Origin of the sequence: Massilia horti, from assembly GCF_004614195.1 — a bacterium.
In the GTDB taxonomy this organism is placed as follows: domain Bacteria; phylum Pseudomonadota; class Gammaproteobacteria; order Burkholderiales; family Burkholderiaceae_D; genus Telluria; species Telluria horti.
Genome location: NZ_SPUM01000047.1, coordinates 32,227 through 55,982 on the forward strand (window position 1 = coordinate 32,227; position 23,756 = coordinate 55,982).

General features: G+C 64.3%; 19 protein-coding genes. 9 read left to right on the top strand and 10 right to left on the bottom strand.

Annotation, left to right across the window (positions count from 1 at the left end; translation table 11 throughout):
• Positions 1-140: 140 nt before the first annotated feature.
• On the bottom strand, positions 141-314 hold the full coding sequence (locus E4O92_RS24760; protein ID WP_167759729.1) for a hypothetical protein: 174 nt from the start codon (positions 312-314) through the stop codon (positions 141-143).
• Between the two features lie 450 nt (positions 315-764).
• On the opposite strand from E4O92_RS24760, the gene E4O92_RS08070 reads away from it, so the two are divergent.
• A complete protein-coding gene (locus tag E4O92_RS08070; protein ID WP_135189254.1) occupies positions 765-2,720 on the top strand; it encodes a polysaccharide deacetylase family protein in 1,956 nt (651 codons plus the stop codon).
• Between the two features lie 245 nt (positions 2,721-2,965).
• Positions 2,966-4,474, top strand: coding sequence for a vanadium-dependent haloperoxidase (locus E4O92_RS08075; RefSeq protein ID WP_167759730.1), 1,509 nt, complete (start codon positions 2,966-2,968; stop codon positions 4,472-4,474).
• A 156-nt stretch (positions 4,475-4,630) separates the two neighbouring features.
• Here the strand turns inward: E4O92_RS08075 and E4O92_RS08080 are convergent, their stop codons facing one another.
• The 3 genes from E4O92_RS08080 to E4O92_RS08090 all read right to left on the bottom strand — a co-directional run bounded on the left by E4O92_RS08080 (position 4,631) and on the right by E4O92_RS08090 (position 7,616).
• The gene (locus E4O92_RS08080; protein ID WP_135189256.1) at positions 4,631-5,725 is read right to left on the bottom strand and encodes a S41 family peptidase; all 1,095 of its coding nucleotides are present in this window, start codon (positions 5,723-5,725) and stop codon (positions 4,631-4,633) included.
• A 110-nt stretch (positions 5,726-5,835) separates the two neighbouring features.
• Positions 5,836-6,585: a LytR/AlgR family response regulator transcription factor gene (locus E4O92_RS08085; protein WP_135189257.1), complete on the bottom strand. Its 750-nt coding sequence runs from the start codon at positions 6,583-6,585 to the stop codon at positions 5,836-5,838.
• Positions 6,582-7,616, bottom strand: a complete 1,035-nt coding sequence (locus E4O92_RS08090; RefSeq protein ID WP_229483158.1) for a sensor histidine kinase — start codon at positions 7,614-7,616, stop codon at positions 6,582-6,584. The genes E4O92_RS08085 and E4O92_RS08090 overlap by 4 nt, the downstream gene beginning before the upstream one ends.
• Before the next feature lie 996 nt (positions 7,617-8,612).
• Between E4O92_RS08090 and E4O92_RS08095 the strand changes: the two genes are divergently transcribed.
• The 3 genes from E4O92_RS08095 to E4O92_RS24765 are packed head-to-tail and all read left to right on the top strand — an operon-like array spanning position 8,613 to position 12,671.
• The gene (locus E4O92_RS08095; protein WP_135189258.1) at positions 8,613-11,813 is read left to right on the top strand and encodes an Ig-like domain-containing protein; all 3,201 of its coding nucleotides are present in this window, start codon (positions 8,613-8,615) and stop codon (positions 11,811-11,813) included.
• 9 nt (positions 11,814-11,822) lie between these two features.
• Positions 11,823-12,485, top strand: a complete 663-nt coding sequence (locus tag E4O92_RS08100; protein ID WP_135189259.1) for an NF038129 family PEP-CTERM protein — start codon at positions 11,823-11,825, stop codon at positions 12,483-12,485.
• 33 nt (positions 12,486-12,518) lie between these two features.
• Positions 12,519-12,671, top strand: a complete 153-nt coding sequence (locus tag E4O92_RS24765; protein WP_167759731.1) for a hypothetical protein — start codon at positions 12,519-12,521, stop codon at positions 12,669-12,671.
• Between the two features lie 216 nt (positions 12,672-12,887).
• Here E4O92_RS24765 and E4O92_RS08105 read toward each other — a convergent pair whose 3' ends face one another.
• From E4O92_RS08105 to E4O92_RS08125, 5 genes are all read right to left on the bottom strand, one after another.
• Positions 12,888-14,189 carry an ABC transporter ATP-binding protein gene (locus E4O92_RS08105; RefSeq protein ID WP_135189260.1) on the bottom strand — a complete coding sequence of 434 codons (1,302 nt, stop codon included), beginning with the start codon at positions 14,187-14,189 and terminating at the stop codon, positions 12,888-12,890.
• A 9-nt stretch (positions 14,190-14,198) separates the two neighbouring features.
• On the bottom strand, positions 14,199-15,938 hold the full coding sequence (locus E4O92_RS08110) for an ABC transporter permease (RefSeq protein WP_135189261.1): 1,740 nt from the start codon (positions 15,936-15,938) through the stop codon (positions 14,199-14,201).
• Between the two features lie 787 nt (positions 15,939-16,725).
• Positions 16,726-17,928: a 3-oxoadipyl-CoA thiolase gene (pcaF, locus tag E4O92_RS08115; protein WP_135189262.1), complete on the bottom strand. Its 1,203-nt coding sequence runs from the start codon at positions 17,926-17,928 to the stop codon at positions 16,726-16,728.
• The gene (locus E4O92_RS08120) at positions 17,921-18,577 is read right to left on the bottom strand and encodes a CoA transferase subunit B (protein ID WP_135189263.1); all 657 of its coding nucleotides are present in this window, start codon (positions 18,575-18,577) and stop codon (positions 17,921-17,923) included. Before E4O92_RS08120 ends, pcaF begins: the two co-directional genes overlap by 8 nt.
• Positions 18,574-19,239, bottom strand: a complete 666-nt coding sequence (locus E4O92_RS08125) for a 3-oxoacid CoA-transferase subunit A (RefSeq protein ID WP_135189264.1) — start codon at positions 19,237-19,239, stop codon at positions 18,574-18,576. Before E4O92_RS08125 ends, E4O92_RS08120 begins: the two co-directional genes overlap by 4 nt.
• Before the next feature lie 171 nt (positions 19,240-19,410).
• Here E4O92_RS08125 and E4O92_RS08130 point away from each other — a divergent pair, with 171 nt between their 5' ends.
• Positions 19,411-20,235: an IclR family transcriptional regulator domain-containing protein gene (locus tag E4O92_RS08130; RefSeq protein ID WP_135189265.1), complete on the top strand. Its 825-nt coding sequence runs from the start codon at positions 19,411-19,413 to the stop codon at positions 20,233-20,235.
• A 139-nt stretch (positions 20,236-20,374) separates the two neighbouring features.
• On the opposite strand, the gene E4O92_RS08135 is transcribed toward E4O92_RS08130, so the two are convergent.
• A complete protein-coding gene (locus E4O92_RS08135; RefSeq protein WP_135189266.1) occupies positions 20,375-21,289 on the bottom strand; it encodes a LysR family transcriptional regulator in 915 nt (304 codons plus the stop codon).
• Positions 21,290-21,392: 103 nt separating this feature from the next.
• Here E4O92_RS08135 and E4O92_RS08140 point away from each other — a divergent pair, with 103 nt between their 5' ends.
• From E4O92_RS08140 to catA, 3 genes are read left to right on the top strand one after another with little or no spacing between them, the layout of a single operon-like run.
• A complete protein-coding gene (locus tag E4O92_RS08140) occupies positions 21,393-22,502 on the top strand; it encodes a muconate/chloromuconate family cycloisomerase (RefSeq protein ID WP_135189267.1) in 1,110 nt (369 codons plus the stop codon).
• 10 nt (positions 22,503-22,512) lie between these two features.
• On the top strand, positions 22,513-22,803 hold the full coding sequence (gene catC / locus E4O92_RS08145) for a muconolactone Delta-isomerase (RefSeq protein ID WP_135189268.1): 291 nt from the start codon (positions 22,513-22,515) through the stop codon (positions 22,801-22,803).
• 21 nt (positions 22,804-22,824) lie between these two features.
• Positions 22,825-23,745 (top strand): catechol 1,2-dioxygenase, encoded by a 921-nt coding sequence (catA, locus tag E4O92_RS08150; RefSeq protein ID WP_135189269.1) that lies wholly within the window; start codon positions 22,825-22,827, stop codon positions 23,743-23,745.
• Positions 23,746-23,756 lie beyond the last annotated feature (11 nt).

Below are 23,756 nucleotides of genomic sequence, written 5' to 3' on the forward strand. Positions count from 1 at the left end.
CCATGCAGACCTCGCATGCTTGCGGCGCATGCAATCACCGCTCCAACTCAGCATGGGTTCCCGCCAAGGGGGGCGCCGAGCCCGGGAACGACGGGTTTGGGGCAACAAAAGAATGAAACCTGACTGGGGATCGACAGGTATTAGTCCAGCGCCGCCAGCACCAGCGCCAGTCCCATGCCAACAGCGAAAGCTGCCGCCAGGCGGCGCCGGAAATGACGGCCGCGCTCGATTGCCTTGCGCGCAAGCTTGCGTGGTTTGGCGGTGAGGTGTTCATGCTGCCGGCCGTTGCCGCGCAGGGTGGTTTTCGTATTCATGTCCAGTATCCAGTGCCTTGGCGCTCCAGCGCCAGAGGTAATAATCAAGCGGCCCTACCCAGCGGGCAAGGTACAAAGAATGACGCTCGGCAGAAAACGGAAATTATTTCCGCCTGCCGAGCCTAATCAAGCCGAGCCAAGTGTCTGGAGACTAGAGCAGCCATGCCGCAAGCGCGAACACTGGGCAGGTGCAGGGGAGATGCGAAACGCCGTGCCGCGCAAAGCCCTGCCGCAAAGGACGCGGCCGCAAACTGGGGGGCAATGCAATGAATCCGGATCATGGGCACAGTCGAGCGGGGGGTTAATCAAACCAAACGATAGTATATACAATTTCCTCAGCCATGGGCAAACCGCCGTGATTGTCAAGCGGGGCAAATGAGCATCCGTACTGTGCAGGTGCCCGGCAAAGCCAGCGTTTAAGATGGGGCCGGACATACGGACACCATCATCATGACAACGCGCCGCGACATGCTGATTCTCGGGGCCGGCATGGCCTGCCTGCCGGCCTGCGGAGGCGGCAAACATCCGCCCGCCGATCCCAACGCCAAGTACGGCGTGCAAATCGCGGACTGGTCCGATGCACAAACGCTGGCAGCCAATGCCGCGCTCATCCCGGGACCGCCGCCAGGCGCCAGCGCGGGGACTGTCCTGCGCCTGCAGCAAAGCGCCAGCATCTCATTCGGCCAGCAACTCGCCATACCCGCCGCACACGGCTACGTGCCGCCCGGGCCTCCCCCCGGTTTTTCCGCTGGCGTGTGGGCGCGCAATCCATGCACTCGCACCCTCAATTTCAGGCTGAGCATTTTCGACCAAAGCAACCGCCACCAGGTCGAATGGAACTGCGCAATCGATCCCGCTGATCATTGGGTGTTCCTGACCATGTCGCCAAGCCAGCAGGCATTCAGCGACTGGGTTCCTGGCACGGACATCGTGGGCTCTGCCCGGATCAGCCAGCTGGATGTCCAGGCCGATGGCCCCTGGCTGCCCGGCGACACGGCCGATTTTGCCGGCGTCTACCTTGACGTGCGCAGCCGGCCGCTGTTCCTCATCACCTTTGACGACGGCAACGATACCCAGCGCAATGCCCGCGAAGATGTACCGGGCTCGCCCGCGCTCACCGTCACGCGCAGCGATCTGAACGTATTCGTCACCGCCGCGCGCCACGAGCTGGTGCCTGGCGACGCTATCCTGTTCCCCGGGACCGTCCCGGCGGGCCTGGCCAGCGGAGTCGTCTACTGGGTGTGCAGCGTCCCGACGACGGAAACGTTCACCCTGGCGACCGACAGCACGCTGGGCAACCCCGTCTCCAGCCCAGGGTTCAGCGGCGCCGCGCCGTTTGAATACCGGGGCCTGAGCTTGCAGAGCGGCCAGCAGATCGTCGAGCGTTATGGATTCAAGGGCAGCCTGTTTCTTGTACCGGACTGGCTCGGCACTGACGGGCGCTATGGTTACAGCCAGCGGCCCAACAAGTTCATGAGCGCGGCGGAAGCCCTGGCGCTGCGCGATGCCGGATGGTCGATCGGATCGCACTCGGCAACCCACCCGTCCAGCCGGGAGAACGCCGGCCTGCGCTTGCTGGGGCCCTACGGCTACTTCCTGAGCAATACCGTCGACATGCTGCCGGCGCAATACGTCAGGGACTGGCAACTGGACAGTACCTTCCGCCGGCGGCTGATCCGCGCCCAGGCGGGCAGCAACCTGCTCACGTTCGAGAACCCGCACCGGTTTCTCGCCAACATGCCCATCCAGTTCGTCGACACGGTCCCTCCAGGCATCGCCACCGGCGTCACCTACTTTTGCCAGTCCACGCCCACGCCGACCACGGCGACACTTGCGCATGACCAGGGCAGCCTCGCGCCGACGGTCGCCATCACCAGCGACTGGACCGGGCTCGGCAACTACCGCTACGCGGGTTCCGCGCCTGACGACAGCGCCATCTTCAACGACATCATGGCCGGCATTGAAGGACTGGCGGCGCTCGGCTTTGCGACCGCGGCCAAGTTTTTCGCCCTGCCCCAGGGCGCGGCCGACACGTATGTGCGTTCGGCGTGCCGGCGCACAGGGCTCAAATGGATACGTGGCGCATCGCTCGGCGCGCACACGATTAACGTCGGTGCGCCAACCGGCGGCGGTCTTTCGGCGATGGTAAACATACCCGGCGGCTGGCTGGGCCAGCTCGACAGCGTCGTGACCGACAGCGTCACCTCGCCCACGCTGGACCAGATTGCCGCCTACATCGACCAGACGATCACCCAGGGCGCCTGCGGGTGCAACTACCACCACGCGGTGGCAGGCGCCAATGCGGCCAGGCTGGACAGCGTCTGCGCCTTTTTGCGCGACAGAGCCAGCCGCAACCTGCTCGACGTCGTCACGCTCGACCGGCTGGCCGATATCCTCGGGCTGTAGATGCCGAGCACGGCCAATCGGCCTCAAGCTGGGCGCTCACCGCGCGCCAGTCTTTACAGTTCTTTTCAATTGTCCCCATCGCGGGCGCCAATGCTGTGCTCCGTTTGAGCGGGCTCAGCCGTAATGCAGAAATGCGGAGGTCAGGCCGAAACTCGTCATTAAGCTCAGCCTTGAGGGGCGCGTGCTCCCTGGAGAAATTGCGCCTTCGAAACGTGCGCCCCTTTCTCCACTTTCAGGAGCCTATGATGAGATATGTCCTCCACCTGCTGCTGTGCAGTCTCTTCCTGTTACTCGGCGCATGTAACGCTGGCTCATCCGCCACCAGCCCTCCTCCCGATCCCCCGCGGGATACCCCGCCCGATCGCTACGCACTCTACAAAGCATTGCAGATCCCGACCAATACGACCGAGCGGGTGCTGTACTGGAATGGCGCGACGTCGGCCGCGGACGCGATCGACCACGCGTACGGCTCCGTGCCGAGCGAACCTGCGGCGGCCGACCAGCTCGGCCCGACCCGCACGAGCCGGGCCTTCGCCATCGTGCACATTGCAATGTTCGATGCCATCAACGCCGTGCGCCAGCAATACCCCAACTACACCGACATCGCCCCGGCCCCACCGGGCACTTCGGAAGACGCCGCGATCGCGCAGGCAGCGCACGATACGCTCGCAGCGCTGTACCCGCAGCAGGCGAGCGTCCTTGACCAGTTGCTGGCGCAGGACCTGGCGCGCTTGCCGGATTCGCAGGCCAAGACGAACGGCATCCAGACCGGCCAGTGCGCGGCGGCGGCCATCCTCGCGCTGCGTGCCAACGACGGCGCCAACGAACCCGACCCGGTGGTGGGCGTGGATTATTTCCCGCAGATCGCCCCGGGCAAGTGGCGGCCCGACCCGGTGAGCAACAATCCGATCGCGCTGGGCGCCTACTGGGGACAGGTGCATCCATTCGTGATTCCGTCGGTGCACTACTTCAAGGCGCCGCCGCCACCTGCCCTCACCAGCGCGCAGTACACGGATGCATTCAACGAGGTCAAGCGGCTGGGCGGCGACGGCATTACCACGCCCACCGAGCGCACGCCGGAGCAGACCCTGATCGGCATATTCTGGGGCTACGACGGCACGCCGTACATCGGCACGCGTCCCCGGCAATACAATCAGGCGGCGGTCGCGATTGCGCGCCAGCGCATCACGGACGCGCTCGAGATGGCACGCATGCTGGCGCTAATGAACGCGGCGGTCGCCGATTCGTGCATGGTCGGCTGGTACGATAAATACGCCTACGATTTCTGGCGCCCCGTCACCGCAATCCGGGAAGCCAACACCGACGACAACCCGGATACGCAGCCCGATCCGACCTTCACCCCGCTCGGCTCGCCCGCAACAAACGAACCCGGCGTCCCCAATTTCACGCCGCCGTTCCCGAGCTACCCGTCGGGCCACGCGGTCCTCGGCAGCGCGGCGTTCGAAATCCTGCGCAGCTTCTATGGTACCGACCAGATCGCATTCACCCTGGTCTCCGATGAATTCAACGGGGTCAACCGCGACAACCACGGAAACGTGCGCCCGCTCGTGCCACGAAGCTTCGCGACGCTCACCGACGCCGAGCAGGATAACGGGCTGAGCCGGATTTACCTTGGCGTGCATTTCCGCTTCGATGTCGACAACGGGATGACCCTGGGGCGGCAGATCGCCGATTACGTGTTCAAGCGGGGGCTGGTGCAGCCGGTTTCGTGCGGGTGCCAGGGCGGCGACTAGGCATTGTCCTGCGGTCCGGACGCGTCCATGAACGTGCCCGGACCGCCGGAATCCGAGAGGAACGAGGACAGGTATATTGCTATACTTCTCGGCAAATCGGCAGCCCTTTGACTCGACGAGCGCCTCGGACTGCTAACCATGGTCCTGATTGTTCGATCAACGCTCCCCCCTGAGCGTATAGATCGGCTTCTCGGTTTCCCCTTTTTCCGCCATCGCAAGCACGCGCTGCAGTTTCGTGCGCTCGTTGTCGTCCTTTGCGGATGACACCAGGTTGCGCAGGATAGCGACGTGCGCCGTCTGCAGCGCCTGCGCCGCGGGCACAGCGATGTCCGGTTTCACGCCCACGTGCTCCCAGTTGGTCTTGGTGACGAAATTGACCGTGCGCGAGGTCGGGATCGCGACCACGATGCCGTGCCCTACGCTGAACCAGCCCACCGGATTGGAGCCGCCGCCGGTGGTTTCGCCGACCAGCGTCCCGCGCTTCTGCGCCTGGAAGTCATAGGCGCAATCCTCCCCGCCGGAAAACGTGCGGGCGGAGGTCAGCACGTACACGGGCTTGTCGTAACGCTGTGCGACCGTCGGCACGGTCCAAAACTGCCGCGTCGTATCGGTCGGGCGATTGTAGATGTCGATCAGGTGACGCTGGTCGCCCAGCGGGAAGAAATGGCTCATCAGGTATGCCACGCTGTCCGGGCTCCCGCCGCCGTTGCGGCGCAGGTCGAGGATCAGCGCATCCGTCCCCACCATGAGCGACATCGCCGCCGTGTACGCCGGGCCGACGAATTCCGTGACTCCGAAGCCGCGCAGGTCGATGTAGCCCACGTTGCCGGGAAGGCGTTCGATCTTCTCGATGCCAAAGCCCCACCGCTCGGACTGGTCGCGCGCTTCGTCCATCTCGGCGCGGCTGGGCACGTCGGCGGCGCCGCTGGACTCACGAAAACGTTCGTCAAGCCTGGCGCCGAAATGCAAGTCGCCGCTGAATTCACGCAGGTCCTTCGCCAGCGCCGCACTAAACGCCTGCGCGCTGGCGGCGGACGCATAGCCTCCTTCGGCATTTTTCCTGGCGATCGCACTGCCGACCCGTTCGGCCACTGCCGGCTCGATGTAATTCGCGTTCATTTTCGCTGCCACTGTCTGCACGATCGCGGCGCGATCGGACGCGTTCAACGGGGTGTCCCCCGCCGCAAACGCGGGAAACGACAACAGGGTACCCAACACGACGCCTGCGACAAACTTCTTCTTGCCTGACATACCTTCCTCCAAGTTGGACTACTAATCGTTTGATAGTTGTGTGAAAAAAATGCGGGCGATGCGCCCCCTGGAGGCGTCGTCGAATAGGCGCTCAGGTAGGCATGGCTGCATCATTCGGGTTTCCTGTTGAGGTGTTGTAGTGCTTCCGCCAGAGCGGGCATATAGGAGCGGCTGGCGCGCAGCACACTGCCGTCGCGCAGGCGCAGTAAGGCGTCCCGGTTTGTCAGCGAGCACAGCTCGGCGATCATGTCCAGCCGCACGATGGACGAGCGGTGCACGCGGTGGAACTGGCGCGGATCGAGCCGCATGGCCAGGTTGTGCAGGCGTTCGCGCACCAGCCAGGTCTTGCCGTTCGCATGCAAGGTGGCGTAGTCGCCGTCCGCCTCGATGCGCTCGACTTCAGCAACCGGCACCAGCACCGTGCGCGATCCGATACGCACGCTGAAGCTGCGCACGGCAGGTAGTGCCGATGCTGCGGCACGGCCCTGGCCGCGGTAGGGAAAAGCCTGCTGGGCACGGTCAAGGGCTTCGTCGAAGCGTTCGTCATCGACGGGCTTGAGCAGGTAGTCGAGGGCGGCCAGTTCGAAGGCTTGCAGGGCGAAGCCGTCGTAGGCCGTGAGCAGGATCGCCATCGGCCGCTGCGCCGGCGGCAGTGCGGCCAGCACGTCGAGGCCGGTCTTGCCCGGCATTTCGACGTCGACGAACACCAGGTCCGGCTTCAACGCCACGATACCTTCGTAAGCGCTGGCTCCGTCACCGAATTCGCCGACCAGCTCGAAGGCGCTGCGCCGCGCCAGCCTGACTTTGACCGCCAGTCTGGCCAGCGGCTCGTCGTCGACGATAACGACCCGGATGTTCATGCAGCCGCCTCCTGACTGCGCAGTGGCAGGAGGATGCGCACGCGGAAGCGGCCATCGATACTCCAACCAGCGTCCACCTCTTGCCCCTCGCCGTACAGGTGGCGCAGGCGTTCCCTTACGTTGGCCAGGCCGATGCCGCTTCCCGCGTGCGTCCGCTGTTGGCCGTCGTTCTGCACGTCGATGAGCAGGCGCGCCCCGGCGCGTTCGACAAGAATGTCGAGCCGCCCGGGAGCAGACAGCGGTGCGATGCCGTGGCGGATCGCATTCTCGACCAGCGGCTGTAGCATGAGGTAGGGCACGACGCTGTCCAGCAGGTCGGGGCCGGCCTTCATCGTCAGGCGCAGGCGCTCGCCGAGCCGCGCCTTTTCGACAGCGAGGTAGGCGTCGAGGAGGGCCAATTCATCGGCAAGCGAATGCTCGTGGCGGCCGTCGTGTGCGAGGGTGGCGCGCAGGAAGTCGGACAGGCACGCGAGCATGCGGTTGGCTTCACGGTTGGACTGGGCCGACACCAGCGCGGAGATCGCGTTCAGGGAGTTGAACAGGAAGTGCGGATTGACCTGCAGGCGCAGCGCGCGCAGCTCGGCGTCGCGCGCCGCACTTTGCGCCTGGGCGAGATGCAAGCGGACCCGTTGCAGCGACAGGTAATAGGCCGCCACTGCATGGACCGCGCAGAAGGCGATCAGCGCCAGCCAGCAGCTGTCCAGCCCCCGTGCGAGATCGGCCCAGCGGTAGCCCTTCTCCATCCCGAGCGAGATTCCAAGGCGCTGCCCCAGCAGGGCGTTCACGATGGCCATTGCGTAGGTGGTCGCCAGCAGTATCAACCCCATCCGCAGCCAGGACCATTCGCGGCGCCACATGGCCCGCTGCAGCAGCGTCAGCGGAATCAGCCACACCAGGCAGGCGACGAAGAATAGCGTACGAAAGGCAACTATATAGCTATGGCCAAAGGCGGGCAGGCCGAGGATGGCCATGCAGGCGCAAACCGGCAGTGCGGCCAGCACGGGAACGAGCAAGGGTGTTTCGACTTTCACACGGGGTTTCCAGAAGTGCAATTCTGCAATTCTATCGTTTCAGTCACCCGTCGAATAGAAAGTAAAACGCGCATGGAAAGTCCCGAGGTACGAAAGCTTTCACCTTAGGCGATAGCCGGACGGCGGTCTAGTCGAATGCGCCGACCCGTGCATACCCTGCGACCAGTCGGTTCGAGCTTGAGGTAACTGGCGCGCGAGGACATGTAACCGTGGGACGAGCGTGATTGGCGCAACCACGAACGTCCGCAACGGGTCGACAGTTGCCAGACACTGGAGGGCAGTAGCCGGCCAAAAGCAGCGCACGAGGTGGGTGGCCGCCCCGGGGTGTCGATCATGAGGCGGCGCCCGCCATTGCCATAGGCGATTGGGGGCGTTTAGATACGCGTCGCTGGCCGTTCGGTTGCCCAGCTGACGCTTGACAGCTCCGGCATCGTGGATCGCTGCCATATGGGCGAACCGTCCATTGAGTACCTTGTATACCGCATACTCGACGACCTCAAAGGACGCACCCCTGGGTTCGGCGATTCATGGCGCACTCCCGTCGCTAGTATCCACCCTCCCGGCGCGCGGGCAATCCGCGCACTTTTCGTCGCAATCTCCTGTCGCCGCGTGCTTCTGCTGCCGCGTCACACCTATTCCCCTTACGACAAACTGTAATTAGTCCAGATGGGCTAAGCACTTGTCATGATGTTGTCTTTCTGAGTAGGTAATATGCAATGTGCCAATAAAAATTCCTGTTGGCAATTGTTCAGGTGGTATTCGCACGCGAATTTGGCGCTCAACGCTCCAGATGTGACAGTTTTGCAACACGTATTATTATTTTTTCACATTAATTTATCTAAAAGACTTTATCTTTTCATAGGGAAAAAGCGCAATTTTGTCGCGACATCCCTGATATTGGTGAAGAATTTGCAATTGCTTTAGTACATTTGTTAATGCATATTGCACAACGGGCGCACCAGTTTCCACACGTATATCAACGAAAAGGCTCAGGTTATGAACGGCAAGAATCAGGTTGGCAGGCATGGTTTGCCCCGTCGCGCACTGGTCGCGATGGCATTGGCGGCAATCAATTTCGGCGCCTTGGCGCAAGATCTCAAGCAGGATCATCGCGAATTCGAAGCCACGCTGTACGCACCGTACGCGGGCGACACCCAAGGCAGTCGCAGCTTCACCCTCGATTTTTCCTATCCCTTCGTTGAAAGCGCCCAGGACATCTTCTGGCGCCTTGAACTGCTCGACGCGCGAGGCAACACCGTGCAGCGCTGGCACGGTATCGAACGCCTGACCGACGCGCCGCGCAAGGTCAATATCGACTGGGCCGCGCGCAGCGCCGATCCAAGCCTGGCCGATGGCGTCTACACGGTGCGCATGGTCGCCACGGCCAAGCCGACAACCGACACGGGCGGCGACACGAGTGCCGAGGGTGTCGACGCCGTCCTCGCGGCCGCCGATGACGCCGAAGAACAGAAATGGGATATCGTCGTCGGCGAGCCGTCAGTGGCCGCCATGCCCAGCGCCGCGACGCTCGCCGCGCCCCTGCCCGAGCCGAACGCGTCGCCGCGGCTGCGCGCCGCCATGGCCATGGCCACGGCCACCACGCAGCCGGCTTACACGGTCTACTTCGGCAACCTGCACAGCCAGACCAACCACAGCGACGGCGGCGGCAACCTGGCCAGTTGCTCGGGCGCCCAGAATCCCCAGGCGGGCACCGCCGGCGGCCCGGCCGAGGCCTTCGCCTATGCGAAGAACAGGGGCCTGGACTTCCTGATGGCCTCCGAGCATAACCACATGTACGACGGCTCCGACGGCACCAACACCGGCGCCGACGCCGTCAGGGCGCGCGCACTGTACCAGTCGGGCCTGAAGGCGGCCGTCGATTTCAATGCGGCCAACCCGAATTTCCTCGGCATCTACGGCCTGGAATGGGGCGTAATCAATAACGGCGGTCACATGAACATCTTCAACACGCCGGAATTGCTGGAATGGGAATACAACAGCAGCGGAGAGTTGATCGGCGACACGTTCACGGCCAAGGGCGACTACGCCGGCCTGTACACGCTGATGGCCAAGCGCGGCTGGGTCGGCCAATTCAATCACCCTGCCAGCAGCGGCCAGTTCCTCGTCAATGGGAAGGCGCTCGGCTATACGGCCGACGGCGACACCGCGATGGCCTTGTGCGAAGTGCTCAATACCTCGGCCTTCTCGGTCAACACGACGGAAACGGAAACGGGCCGCAGCAGCTACGAGGGTGCCTGCCAGAAGGCGCTTGAGGCGGGCTTCCACGTGGCGTTCTCGACCGACCAGGATAACCACTGCGCCAATTGGGGCGCGTCCTACACCAACCGCACCGGTATCCTGATCCCGACCGGCACCCCGTTCACCAACGCCAGCTTTATCGAGGCCATCAAGGCGCGCCGCGTGTTCGCGACCATGGACAAGGCCTCGCAACTGATCCTCACCAGCAAGGGCAACGGTGCGACGGTGGGCGAGACTCACATGATGGGCGAGCGCTTCACCAATTACGGCTCGCTTTCCTTGACCGCGAACTATTCGAATACCAATGGTAAGTCGGCCTCGACGGTGACCTTCTACGAAGGCGTGCCGGGCCGTAATGGCACCGTCACCGTGCTGGGGACGGGCGCATCGCAGGCCTTCACCCCGGCCCTTGGCGAACATTTCTACTACGCCAAAGTGACCCAGAACGACGGCAACATCCTGTGGTCGGCGCCGATCTGGGTGACCCAGGTGGCCGGCGCCGGCGATTTGATTATCCCGACTGTCAGCGCCAGTGTCAGCGGCAGCAGTGGCAACATCACGCTGTCGGCCAACGCCAGCGACGACAAAGGCGTGACCCTGGTCGAGTTCTATGTCGACGGCAACCTGATCGCGGGCACTGACGTGACGCCATATACTGCCACGCTCGATTCGACCAAACTGTCGAACGGTAGCCACAGCCTGGTAGCCTGGGCTTACGACGCGGCCAATAATATCGGCAAGTCGTCCCCGGTCACCTTCACGATCAGCAATACGATCATCGACCTGGTCCCACCGGTCGTCTCCGCCAGCGTAACAGGTAGCGCGGGTCGCATCACCCTCAACGCCACGGCCACCGACAACGTCGGCGTGACCAAGGTCGAGTTTTATGTCGACGGCAGCCTGGTCGGTTCCAGCACGACGGCGCCGTACACGCTGGCATACGACTCCACATTGCTGACCAACGGCAGCCACAGTCTTGTGACCAAGGCCTATGACGCGGCCAACAACATTGGCAGCTCCAGTGCCTTTGCGTTCACGATCGACAATACAGCGGGAACGCCCGCGCCCCGTCCTGCCCACCTGGTGATCAGTCAAATTTATGGTGCTGGCGGTAATGCCGGCGCATCGCTGAGGAACGATTACATCGAAATTTTCAACCCGACCTCGGCGCCGGTATCTCTGAGCGGCCTGAGCGTGCAATATGCCTCGTCGACGGGCACTTCGTGGAGCAACACCACGGCGCTGCCAGCGAAGACACTGCAACCGGGGCAATATTTCCTGGTGGCGGAATTTTCGAACGGCGCCATCGGGTCTGCACTCCCGACTGCGGATGCGACGGGCACGATCAATTTGTCGGGGACAGCCGGGAAAGTGGCCCTGGTCAACGGCACGACTGCACTGCCCGCCGCAGCGACGCCAACGAGCACGAACGTGATCGACTGGGTGGCGTTCGGCACCGGCTCATCGCCTGCTGAGGGTGGTGTGCCGACCGCAACGCTGTCGCCGACGACGGCGGCCTTCCGCACCAATGAATGCGTCGATACCGACAACAACGGCGCCGATTTCACGGTCCAGGCGGCGGCGCCGCGTAACACGTCGACGCCGCTCCATAGTTGCATCACCAATGTCACCGCCAGCTTCGAGGTGACCAGCGTGGGCCCCGTGTACAACCGTACGACCCAGAAGTTCAGCGTGACCTATACCTTGACCAACAAAACGGCGGCAGCCATCAGCGGCCCGGTCAACGTTGAGTTCGCCGGCCTGACGTCGGGCGTCTCGATCGACAACGCCTCGGGCACCCACAACGGCGCGCAGTACGTCACGTTCGCCAATGGCGCGCTCGCTCCGGGTCAGACCGCGACGGTAACGGTGATCTTCTCCAACCCAAGCAAAGGCCCGATTGGCTACAACGCTATCATCTACAGCGGCACTCTCTAAGGAAATCACATGTTCAACGTTCAAAAACACCTGCGTCATGTCGTGCTGGCCCTGGGCTTGGCTGCGGCGAGCCTGACGGCCGGCGCCACCGTGCTGCCGACTTACAAAATCGACGTCGCCAATACCGCCACCTCAGACATTGCCTACATCGACTTCGTGTTTGGCAGCATCGACGGCGCTGCCCCCGTGACGGCCTCGCTGTCTCACTTTACAGGCATTCCGCTGTCCGAGCTCGATCGTACGGGCGCGGTCAGCGGGACATCTGACGGTTTTATCATCGGCAACGCCGGCGCCTATAACGATCTGTTCCTTGCGGTCGACGGTCCGTTTGCGTTCGACCTGAATTTCTCGGAAGGCTTCCTCGGCTTCGCCAGCACTTTTGACAGCAACAGCTTCTTCTCGATAGTGCTGTACGACTCGCTCTCCAACGTCATTGGCGATCCGAACGGCGCGCTGAACTTCTCGCTGTCGAAGACGGGCGTCGTCGTTACTTCGACCTCGTCGCTGCTGAGCTTAACCCCGGTGGCCGCTGTCGCCGTACCCGAACCGGCCGACTGGGTGCTGATGCTGACCGGCCTGGTCTTCGTGGTCTACATGACGCGCCTGAACGGCCGCGCCAACGCGCGCCGCTTGGCCGCCGCGCAGGCGACGGTCGCGCGCGCGATAGCGTAAGCGTAAGCGGTGGGGGCGGCGGCGCCGGACCAGTTGCTCATCCTCAGCGGCGCCGAACAGGAATACTTGCTGCGCGTGATCGAGGCCGCCGTGCAGGTGCGCGGCCTGCGCCAGTTGTTTCTGTGGACCCAGGGGCAGTTGCAGTCCTTATTGCCGGCGGCGCGCTGCAGCGCCTCGAATGCCTGAACAGCAATGTGCTCGACGCCGCCGCGATAGCCCACCTGTGCGATCGAGACGCCGGCCTGGCTGTGCGTGCTGCGCGTCATTGGAGCGCGACCGGGCTGGGCCAGCCAGCCATGACGGGGCCGGCGCCGGCCTTGCGCCACAGCGCGCGTACGCTGCCTCGGCCGGGGCATTAGGATGGAGGACGTGTTCTGTAGCTCCATCAGTAGAAGGCACGATTCAGCGCAGCTCCATCTCCGGCAGCTTCAGGAGCTTGAGGTTCAGGTCATACTCGTACACCTCGCCATAACGCCCCCACTCCACCGCCACGCCGAAGGTGCGCCGGGCTTCGTCCTCCTTCATGGTTTCCTCCAGCTGCTTGATCACGGGTTCCCGCGACAGCGTGCCCTTCTCCTCTTCGGTCAACGCATGGCGGATGCGCGCCGCCAGCGGGACGTTGGCCAGCAGCTGGCGGCCGAAGATCTCCTGGCGCTGGGCCTGGTCGGCGCCCGCATAGCGCATGCCCAGCGGGGTGAGCATGATGTCGCCGCCCTCCACGTGGGCCAGCCCGAGCATGGTGAGCGCCTCGTAGGTCGGAAACAGTTCCTCGTCCGGCAGCTCGGCCTCCTCCGCCAGTTGCGGCAGGTCGGCGCGGCCATCGAACGGCGGCTGCGCGATCAGCTCCAGCACCGCCTCGATGCGGCTGATGTCGGTATCCGGCAGGCGGTAGTCCGGATGCGGCGCAGGCGCGCCGACTGCGACCGGCGCTGGTGCCTTACGGGTCGTCATCAGGCCGTACACCTGGTCGACCAGCGCACGCACCCGCGGCGAATCGACGTCGCGCGGCCGCGGCAGGTCGATCCTGACCTCGCTCGCGATCCGGCCCGGATCGCTGGACAGGATGACGATCCGGTCGGCCATCATCACCGCCTCCTCGATATTGTGCGACACCACCACGATGCCGCGCGTGGGGATCTGCTTGCTGTCCCATAGCGCCAGGATGTCGTCGCGCAGCGTCTCGCCGGTCAGCACGTCGAGCGCCGAGAAGGCTTCGTCCATCAGCAGCACGTCCGGGTTGGTCACCAGCGCACGCGCGATGCCCACGCGCTGGCGCATGCCACCCGACAGTTCGCGTGGCAGCGCGCCGCCGAACCCGGCCAAGCCGATCATTTCCAGCACGTCGTCGGCGCGGCGTTCGCGCTCGGCGGCTGGCACACCCTGCGCCTCCAGCCCCAGCTCCACGTTCTGCTGCACGGTCAGCCACGGGAACAGCGCGAACGACTGGAACACCATCGCCACCCCGGGCGCGGGACCGGTGATCGGCTGGCCGAGATACACGGCGCGGCCGGCGTCCAGCGGAATCAGGCCGGCCACGATCCGCAGCAAGGTCGACTTGCCGGAACCGGACTTGCCGAGCATGGCCACGATCTCGCCTTCGCGCAGCGTAAAGTCCACTCCGTCCAGGACCCGGCGCGGTGCGCCATCGGCCCGCTTGAATGATTTGCCCACGCCTTCGAGCTGGACCAGGATATTGTCTGCCATTGCCACTCCTTATTGACTGCGGTTGCCGGCCAGCTCGTAAAGTCTGCGCCAGAAAAATCGGTTCAATATCATCACGAAGATGCACATCACGCCAATGCCCAGCGCAATGCGGTGAAAGTCGCCGGCATCGGTCATCTGCTTGATATAACTGCCCAGGCCATGGGCGACCAGCGTGGTCTTGCCCCAGGTGACGTACTCGGCCACGATACTCGCATTCCACGACCCGCCGCTGGCCGTGATCGCGCCGGTCACGTAGGCCGGGAACACCGCCGGCAGGTACACCCGCTTCCACTTGAGCCACCCGGTCAGGCGCAGGTTATCGCTCGCCAGCCGCAGCTCGGTCGGAATGGTCGACGCGCCGGCCACCACGTTAAACAGGATGTACCACTGGGTGCCGAACACCATCAGGGGACTTAACCAGATGTTGGGGTTCAGGCGGTAAGTCACCAGTACGTAAACCACGATCGGGAACAACAGGTTGACCGGGAACGCGGCCAGGAACTGCGCCACCGCCTGCACCCGCTGCGAATAACGCGGCCGCAGCCCGATCCAGACGGCGATCGGCACCCACACCAGCGACGCCAGTCCGATCAACAGCATTACCCGCACCAGGGTGGCCAGGCCAAGCAGGAACACGTGGCCAGCCTCCGCCCAGCCGACGTCGGCGTGTATATAGGTGACCAGGCGCAGCGCGGCGTAGAACGCGCCAGCGGCAAGCAGCGCGTCCCACATGCGCGGCAACGCACGACGCATCGGCGTTGACCGGGGGTCGGGCAGCGATCGGCGCTTACCGGTGCCGCCGAACCAGCCCAGGGCCGATCGCATGAGTGCCCAGAACCGATTGCCCGCCTCGCGCGTCCAGCGGCCGCGGTGGACCCAGTCAAGCAGCCACGAGCGCTGGCCCGTGTCGCCCTGCGATTCCTCGAAGCGGAACTTGTCGGCCCATGCCAAGAGCGGCCGGAAGAATAGCTGGTCGTACAGCACGATCCCGGCGAACATCGCCACGATCGCCCACGCCACGGCGCGCCCGTTCTCCTGTTCGATCGCCACCGCGATGTAGGCGCCGATACCGGGCAGCTTGATGTCCTGCCCGGCGACCGAGATCGCTTCGGCCGCGACCAGGAAGAACCAGCCGCCGGACATCGACATCATCATGTTCCACAACAGTGCCGGCATCGCGTATGGCAGCTCCAGCCGCCAGAAACGCTGCCAGCCCGACAGGCAGAATACCTGCGCCGCCTCATTGAGCTCGGCCGGCACGGTGCGCATCGACTGGTACAGGCTGAACGCCATGTTCCACGCCTGGGAAGTAAAGATCGCGAAGATCGCGGCGCATTCCACCCCCAAGAGGCTGCCCGGGAACAGCGCGATGAACGGCGCGATCGCGATCGCCTGGAAGCCGAGGATCGGGACCGACTGCAGGATATCGAGCAGCGGAATCAAAACCTTTTCGGCCGCGCGCGACTTGGCGGCGACGGCGGCGAACACAAAGCTGAACAGCAGCGAACAGCCCAGCGCCATGAACATGCGCAGCGTCGTGCGCAGCAGGTAGTAGGGTAATTCTCCGATATCGAGCGCAATCGGGGTCGGCTGGCCGAGCACGAACGGGCGCGCCATCTGCATCGCGCCATACGCGGCGGCGCCCAGCAGCGCCAGCACCAACGGCAAGAGTACCCAATCCCAGCGGTTGGGACCGGTGACCTGGACGCGGTTCGGCGTGGCCTGGCCGCGATCGAAGAATTCAAACATCGCTATTCCTGAGACTGCGCGGAGCGCGCAGACTATTTGACGCGCGCGGCGCCGGCATGCGGCCGGCTGCGCAGGTCGTCGGTTACCCGTCATCGATTGCCGCATGCAGGCGCCAGCACGCACAACATCGCCCATCCGGGCCAAACCGGAGCTGGACGATGGCTGCTTGCGGCACCTGGGGGCGCGGCGGGAACTGGCGTGGGTTGTAGGAGTGCGGGTTTCCGGCGTCGGGCCGGAAGGGGGACTGCACCGTCATCCAGGGCGAATGACGGCAGGGACGGAAAGGCCTGCGTTATTCTGCCGAGGATGTGCCAGGTAACTGGCTACAACTGTCGCTGGAACACGTGCCCATGTGGACCCCAAAAATTGAAAACAGCGCGAGTGTAATTGGCGGTGCTGCGGCGCGTCAAGGCGCACGCGCACCATCGTGCCCACTTGCAACATACCGTAATCTTAGCATGGCACGGTCCGGCGGCGCGCACCGAACGGCTGTCCGAATCTTAATTGACTAACAATTGCCATTAAGTCACACACTTTTCGCAACCGCCCGACCAAGTCGAGCGATGCGCCAGCCGGTAGGTGTCGGCCGACCTGCCTAACGCACGGTGGCAGGTGAAGGCTCCGCGCGAGAAGTCTGCACGAAAGTTCTAGGCGCAGTTACCGGTAAGTGCGGGATTCGCAGGGTGGGCGGGTCTCCCCCACGCGTTCAACGACAATGGAAACTGTTCGGATTTGGCCGGTTATTGCTGAACGCGTGGGCAGGAGGACCTGCCCACTGTGCGGGATGTTATATGCGCTCGATGACGAGCGCGATGCCCTGCCCAACGCCGATGCACATCGTGCAAAGCGCGTAGCGACCACCCGTGCGGTGCAGTTGATACATCGCGGTTGTCACCAGCCGCGCCCCGCTCATCCCGAGCGGGTGACCGAGCGCAATCGCGCCGCCGTTTGGGTTCACGCGCGGATCGTCATCCTGCAATCCCAGCATGCGCATCACCGCCAGTCCCTGCGCCGCAAACGCTTCATTCAGCTCAATAACGTCCATCTGATCCAGGCTCATGCCGAGCCGGCGCAGCAGCTTTTGTGTGGCCGGCACCGGACCGATACCCATCACGCGCGGCGCCACACCGGCGGTCGCCATGCCGACGATACGCGCACGCGGCGTGAGTCTGTATTGTTTGGCAGCCTGCTCATTCGCCAGCAACAAAGCGCACGCGCCGTCATTCACGCCGGACGCATTACCCGCGCTGACCGTACCGTCCGCACGCACCACCGGCTTGAGCCTGGCCAGCGCCTCGATCGTGGTTTCGCGCGGGTGCTCGTCGCGCGCAACGCGCAGCGGATCGCCCTTCTTCTGAGGGACCAGCACCGGCACGATCTCCTCCTCGAAGATCCCTTCCTGCTGCGCCCGCGCGGCCTTGAGCTGGCTCGCCAGCGCAAACAAGTCCTGGTCGGCGCGGCTGATGCCATAATCCTGCGCCACATTTTCCGCGGTCTCCGGCATCGAGTCGGTGCCGTACAGCTTTTCCATCAGCCGATTCGGAAAGCGCCAGCCGATCGTGGTGTCGTAGATATGCGCGCTGCGCGAAAAGGCGGCGTCTGCCTTGCCCATCACGAAAGGCGCACGTGTCATCGATTCCACGCCACCGGCGATCATCAGGCTTGCCTCGCCACTGCGAATCGCGCGCCCCGCGCTGCCAACCGCGTCCATACCCGAACCGCACAGGCGGTTGACGGTCGAACCCGGAACCTCCGGGGGCAGCCCGGCCAGCAGGGATGACATTCGCGCGACGTTGCGGTTGTCTTCTCCCGCCTGGTTGGCGCAGCCATAGATGACGTCGTCCACCGCGTTCCAGTCGACGTTTGGATTACGCCGCATCAGTTCCGTCAAAGGCACCGCACCCAGGTCGTCGGCCCGCACGTCCTTGAGTGCACCGCCGTAGCGCCCGATCGGGGTGCGGATAGCATCGCAGATGAAAGCGTCAAGCATTGTTCTTCTCCTTCGGCGGCAGCAGCGGTGCCGCGGTAATGGCCTGCAGTTCGGCGAAGTTCAGGCCCGGCGCCATCTCGCGCACCACCAGCCCGGCCGGCGTCACGTCGATCACCGCCAGATCGGTGTAAATACGGCTGACGCAACCGATACCCGTAAGCGGATAGGTACAGTCGTTGACGATCTTGCTTTCGCCGGTCTTGGTCTGGTGTTCCATCATCACGAACACCTGCTTGGCGCCGATCGCCAGGTCCATGGCGCCGCCGACGGCGGGAATCGCGTCAGGCGCACCGGTATGCCAGTTCGCCAGGTCGCCGCGCGCCGACACCTGGAATGCGCCCAGCACGCAGATGTCCAGATGCCCGCCGCGCATCATGGCGAACGAGTCGGCGTGGTGGAAGTAGGCGCCGCCAGTGAGCAGCGTAACCGGCTGCTTGCCGGCGTTGATCAGGTCCTGGTCTTCCTCACCGGGAGCCGGGGCCGGGCCCATGCCGAGCAACCCGTTTTCGCTGTGCAGGAACACTTCGCGCTCGGCCGGAAGGTAATTGGCGACCTTGGTCGGCAAGCCGATCCCGAGGTTGACGTAGGCGCCTTCCGGAATGTCCTGCGCGACGCGTGCGGCCATCTGGTCGCGAGTAAGTCGGTTCATGCTGCCTCCCTGACCACACGTTGAACGAAGATGCCCGGCGTGACGATCACCTCCGGGTCGAGCGCGCCGAGCGGCACCACTTCCTGCACCTGGGCGACGGTGACCTTGGCCGCCATGGCCATGATCGGGCCGAAGTTGCGCGCGGTCTTGCGGTACACGAGGTTGCCCCAGCGGTCGCCGCGCAGCGCCTTGATGAGCGCGAAGTCGGCGTGGATCGGGGTCTCGAACACGTAGTTCTTGCCGTTGATGGAGCGCGTCTCCTTGCCCTCGGCGAGCAGCGTGCCGTAGCCGGTGGGCGTGAAGAAGCCGCCGATGCCGGCGCCGGCGGCGCGGATGCGTTCGGCCAGGTTGCCCTGCGGTGTGAGCTCAAGCTCGATTTCGCCCGCGCGGTACAGCGCGTCGAACACCTGCGAGTCCGCCTGGCGCGGGAACGAGCAGATGATCTTGCGCACGCGCCTGGCCTTGAGCAGCGCGGCCAGGCCCGTTTCGCCATTGCCGGCGTTGTTGTTGACGATGGTGAGGTCGCGCGCTCCTTGAGCCAGCAGCGCGTCGATCAGCGCTGTGGGCATGCCGGCATTGCCGAAGCCTCCGATCATCACTGTCGCGCCGTCCGGTATATCGGCCACCGCGCGCTCCAGGGATTCAAACGTTTTGTCGATCATGTTGTTGTCGCCTTTGTTGGCCGTGGCGGCGTTGCCGGGACGGCCGATTAAGCCTAGAATGTTCGGTGACCGCACACATAGTCGATCACCGCACACCGAGTCTACGCCTATGGTGTTCAGGCGGTCAAGTTAACAGTCGGCTTCCTGCTCACGTTGCATTAGAATCACGCCATGTCTTTGCCACCCGACACTTCCACCGCACCCGCCGTCAGCCGCACGATTGCCGACGAAATCGACGCCCTGGCCGACCCAGACTTCATGACCTCGCTCGCTCGCGGATTGGCGGTGCTGCGGGCGTTCAGCGATGCGCGGCGCCCACAGACCATCGCCCAGATCAGCCAAAAGACCGGCATTCCACGCGCGGCGGTGCGGCGCTGCCTGCACACGCTCAGGCAGCTCGGCTACGTGGACGCGGAGCTGAACAACTTCGCACTGCGGCCCAAGGTGCTCACACTCGGCTACTCGTACCTGTCGTCGACACCGCTAGCCACGGCTGCCCAGCCGGTGCTGGACCAGGTCAGCCGAGCGCTGCACGAATCGAGTTCGCTGGCGGTGCTGGAGGAAGACCAGGTGCTGTACCTGGCGCGCGCGGCCACCTCGCGCGTGATGTCGGTGGCGCTGGGGGCTGGCAGCCGGCTGCCGGCCTACTGCACCTCGCTTGGCCGTGTGCTGCTCGCGCACCTGCCGCAGGACGAACTGGACGCCTACCTGGAGCGCGTGGAGCTGCACCCGCGCACGGAGCACACCATCACCGACAAGGCGCGCCTGCGCCAGGTGCTGGCGGACGTGCGCCAAAACGGCTACGCGATCATCGATGAGGAACTTGAACTGGGGCTGCGCTCGATCGCGGTGCCGGTGCGCGGCGCAGCCGGGCGGGTGTTGGCGGCGCTGAACGTGGGGGCTCAGGCGATACGGGTTTCACGCGAGCAGATGGTCGATCAGTTCCTGCCGGTGCTGCGGCAGGGGGCGCAGGAGCTTTCGGTGCTCCTGCCGTGACTGCACATCACCGGGCGTAGGGTGCGCACCTGTGCGCACGCGGTACGTTTGAATGTTGTTGGCGCGGGTACGCACACGTACCGCGTGCGCACGGGTGCGCACCCTACGCCTCCATTTGGCCCTCCTGGCCCGAGCGCCTCTACAACATCTCCCGCTCGCCCGAAAACCCGTACGAGTCATAGACTTCGTAGACCACCGCCAGCAGGTTCTCCAGCTCAGGTGACCGGTCCATGTGCCGCACGCTGAACAGCACCGGCGAGACGGTATGCTTGTCATCCAGGCTACGGTAGATGACATCACTACGGTGCATGCCCTGCACGCTTTCCGGCACAATCGAGATGCCCTGCCCGGCCGCCACCAGCCCGAGCGCAATCTGCAGTTCGCGCACCTCAATCACGCGATCCGGCTTGAGGTTGCGCTCACTGAACGCCGCCAGCACCTGATCGGCAAAGCTGGGCCGCGGCGCCTTGGGATAGACCAGCAAGGGCTCGTGCACCAGTTCCTTCAACTGCAAGCCGCCTTCGCCTGACGCCAGCCGGTGCCCCGGAAACAGCGCCACCACCATCCGCTCTTCGCGCAGCAGGATGCGCCGGATGCTGGGATCCTCGCTCTTCAGGCGCCCGAACCCGACGTCGATGCGCCCCTCCTTGAGCGCCTCGAGCTGCTCGATCGTTGTCATCTCGTGCAGCGTGACCTCAACCTCCTGATATCGCTCCCGGTAACGCCGCACGATCTCGGGCAGCAGGCCGTACAGCGTGGACGCGACAAAGCCGATCGACAGCGCGCGCTCCAGTTTGCCGACGCGCTGGGTCATCGCCTTCAGTTCACGCACCTGGTCGAGCAGCGCGCGCGCGTGGCCGAGCAGGAACTGGCCGGCCTCGGTCAGGCGCAGCGGCCGCGAGCCCTTTTCGATCAGCGCCACGCCGAGCTCTTCCTCCAATTGCTGGATCTGCCGGCTCAGCGGGGGCTGCGCGATAAACAGCCGTTCGGCTGCACGCGTGAAATTTCGCTCTTCCGCGACCGCAACAAAGTAGCGCAAATGCCGTAGTTCCATCTTCCATACCTTTAAAGTATTCAGCCGATACCAACTTGGTGTTGGACGGGGGCGCGGCGCAGGAATATCGTGTTACCACCCCAACGCACTATACGCATTAAATATGATACAGAAAATCGAGACGATCCTCGCGGACGTGCCAACAATTCGTCCGCACAAGCTCTCGGTGGCAACCATGCACACCCAGACGCTGGTGTTGGTCAAGGTGCAATGCGCCGACGGCATCATCGGCTGGGGCGAAGCCACCACCATCGGCGGACTGAACTACGGCGACGAGAGCCCGGAGAGCATCAAGACCAATATCGACACCTACATCGCCCCGCTGTTGGTTGGCATGGAAGCCAGCCAGGTCGCCAAGGCCATGGCCAAGCTGCGCAAGACCATCCAGGGCAACCGCTTTGCCAAGTGCGCGGTCGAAACCGCACTGCTGGACGCGCAGGCCCGGCGCCTGAACGTGCCGCTGTCCGAACTCTTGGGCGGACGGGTGCGCGATGCGCTGCCCGTCGCCTGGACGCTGGCCAGCGGAGACACGCAAAAGGACATCGCCGAGGCCGAACGCATGCTGGAGGCGCGCCGCCACCGCATCTTCAAGCTCAAGATTGGCCTGCGCAGCGTCATTGATGATGTGGCACACGTGCTGGCGATCAAACGCGCGCTGGGCAACGCAGCCAGCGTCCGGGTCGACGTCAACCAGGCCTGGAGCGAGCTGGACGCGGTGCGCGGAATCGCCGCGCTCGAATCGGGCGGCGTCGACCTGATCGAACAGCCGGTCAAGGCCGGCAACGTGGCCGCGCTGGCGCGCCTGAAGCAGCGCTTCGACGTGGCGATCATGGCCGACGAGGCGCTGCACGGGCCGATTGACGCGCTGGCGCTGGCCAAGAGCGATGCGGCCGACGTGTACGCGGTGAAGATCGCCCAGTCCGGCGGCCTGCTGCCGGCGCGCGACGTGGCCACGGTGGCGCAGCTGGAAGGCATCGGCCTGTATGGCGGCACCATGCTCGAAGGCGGCATCGGCACTGCGGCCACCGCCCATCTCTGCTCCACCTTCGACGACCTGGCCTGGGGCACTGAACTGTTCGGACCACTGCTCCTGACCGAGGAAGTGCTGCGCGAGCCGCTGGTCTACCGCGACTTCATGCTGCAGGTGCCGACCGGCCCGGGCCTGGGCGTCGAGATCGATAACGACAAGCTGCGCTCCCTGCAGCGCAAATAAGGAGATTTTTATGCTGTTCCACGTAAGGATGAATGTCAACCTGCCGCCATCGATGCCGCAAGAAGAGGCGGCGCAGCTCAAGAAGACTGAGAAGGAACTCGCGCAGCGCCTGCAGTCGGAAGGTAAGTGGCGCCACCTGTGGCGCATCGCCGGCCAGTACGCGAACGTGAGCATCTTCGATGTCGAGAGCGTCGATGAACTGCACGCGCTGCTGACAAGTCTGCCGCTGTTCCCTTACATGCAAATCGAGGTGATGCCGCTGTGCCGCCACCCCTCTTCCATCCGCAATAACGACCGTTGAAAACACGTCCAGGAGACACAAATGAACCACGCAGACATCGATAAACTCGTCCAGAGCTGGATAGTGGACGCTGCCGACCGTCCTGCCAACCAACGCGTGCAGCAGGTGGTGGTCCGCCTGCTGGGCGACCTGTGCAAGGCGATCGAGGACCTCGACATCACGCCGAGCGAACTCTGGTCCGGCCTTGCCTACATGTCGGCCGCCGGCGCCGCCAACGAGCTTGGCCTCTTGGCCGCGGGCCTGGGCCTGGAGCGCTTCCTGGACATCCGCGCAGACGAGGCCGAAGCCAAGGCCGGCCTGGCCGGCGGCACGCCGCGCACCATCGAAGGCCCGCTGTACGTGGCCGGCGCGCCGGAGAGCGTGGGATTTGCGCGGCTGGACGACGGCACCGAGAGCGACATTGCCGAAACCCTGTTCATGCAAGGCACAGTCTACGGCCAGGACGGCAAGCCGCTGCCGGGCGCCAAAGTCGAAGTCTGGCATGCCAACCTGCTGGGGAACTACTCGTTTTTCGACCGTACCCAAAGCGACTTCAACCTGCGCCGCACCATCGTCACCGATGCCGACGGCCGGTACCAGTTCCGCAGCATCATCCCGAAGGGTTACGGCTGCCCGCCGGACGGCACCACCCAGCAGTTGCTGGACCTGCTCGGCCGGCACGGCCAGCGCCCGGCGCACATCCACTTCTTCGTCAGCGCAGCAAGCCATCGCAAGCTGACCACCCAGATCAATATCGACGGCGACGAATATCTGTGGGACGACTTCGCCTTTGCCAGCCGTGAGGGACTGGTGCCGCAGATCGCCCGCGTCGATGACCCTGCTGCGCTCACCGCAAAGCAGCTGGACAAGCCGTTTGCTTCGATCGATTTCGACTTCCGCCTGTACGGCGACACCGACGCCGCACCGACCTCGATCGTGCAGCGCCAGCGCGCGGCAGCGTAAGGAGCTTAAGT

What these genes read in the sequence shown, in the direction of transcription:
- E4O92_RS08135 (WP_135189266.1), bottom strand. Translation starts at nt 21,289, where the DNA reads ATGGAACTACGGCATTTGCGCTACTTTGTTGCGGTCGCGGAAGAGCGA.
- E4O92_RS08105 (WP_135189260.1), bottom strand. Translation starts at nt 14,189, where the DNA reads ATGGCAGACAATATCCTGGTCCAGCTCGAAGGCGTGGGCAAATCATTC.
- E4O92_RS08095 (WP_135189258.1), top strand. Translation starts at nt 8,613, where the DNA reads ATGAACGGCAAGAATCAGGTTGGCAGGCATGGTTTGCCCCGTCGCGCA.
- pcaF (WP_135189262.1), bottom strand. Translation starts at nt 17,928, where the DNA reads ATGCTTGACGCTTTCATCTGCGATGCTATCCGCACCCCGATCGGGCGC.
- E4O92_RS08120 (WP_135189263.1), bottom strand. Translation starts at nt 18,577, where the DNA reads ATGAACCGACTTACTCGCGACCAGATGGCCGCACGCGTCGCGCAGGAC.
- catA (WP_135189269.1), top strand. Translation starts at nt 22,825, where the DNA reads ATGAACCACGCAGACATCGATAAACTCGTCCAGAGCTGGATAGTGGAC.
- E4O92_RS08110 (WP_135189261.1), bottom strand. Translation starts at nt 15,938, where the DNA reads ATGTTTGAATTCTTCGATCGCGGCCAGGCCACGCCGAACCGCGTCCAG.
- E4O92_RS08130 (WP_135189265.1), top strand. Translation starts at nt 19,411, where the DNA reads ATGTCTTTGCCACCCGACACTTCCACCGCACCCGCCGTCAGCCGCACG.
- E4O92_RS08075 (WP_167759730.1), top strand. Translation starts at nt 2,966, where the DNA reads ATGAGATATGTCCTCCACCTGCTGCTGTGCAGTCTCTTCCTGTTACTC.
- E4O92_RS08085 (WP_135189257.1), bottom strand. Translation starts at nt 6,585, where the DNA reads ATGAACATCCGGGTCGTTATCGTCGACGACGAGCCGCTGGCCAGACTG.
- catC (WP_135189268.1), top strand. Translation starts at nt 22,513, where the DNA reads ATGCTGTTCCACGTAAGGATGAATGTCAACCTGCCGCCATCGATGCCG.
- E4O92_RS08140 (WP_135189267.1), top strand. Translation starts at nt 21,393, where the DNA reads ATGATACAGAAAATCGAGACGATCCTCGCGGACGTGCCAACAATTCGT.
- E4O92_RS08100 (WP_135189259.1), top strand. Translation starts at nt 11,823, where the DNA reads ATGTTCAACGTTCAAAAACACCTGCGTCATGTCGTGCTGGCCCTGGGC.
- E4O92_RS24760 (WP_167759729.1), bottom strand. Translation starts at nt 314, where the DNA reads ATGAATACGAAAACCACCCTGCGCGGCAACGGCCGGCAGCATGAACAC.
- E4O92_RS08125 (WP_135189264.1), bottom strand. Translation starts at nt 19,239, where the DNA reads ATGATCGACAAAACGTTTGAATCCCTGGAGCGCGCGGTGGCCGATATA.
- E4O92_RS08080 (WP_135189256.1), bottom strand. Translation starts at nt 5,725, where the DNA reads ATGTCAGGCAAGAAGAAGTTTGTCGCAGGCGTCGTGTTGGGTACCCTG.
- E4O92_RS08070 (WP_135189254.1), top strand. Translation starts at nt 765, where the DNA reads ATGACAACGCGCCGCGACATGCTGATTCTCGGGGCCGGCATGGCCTGC.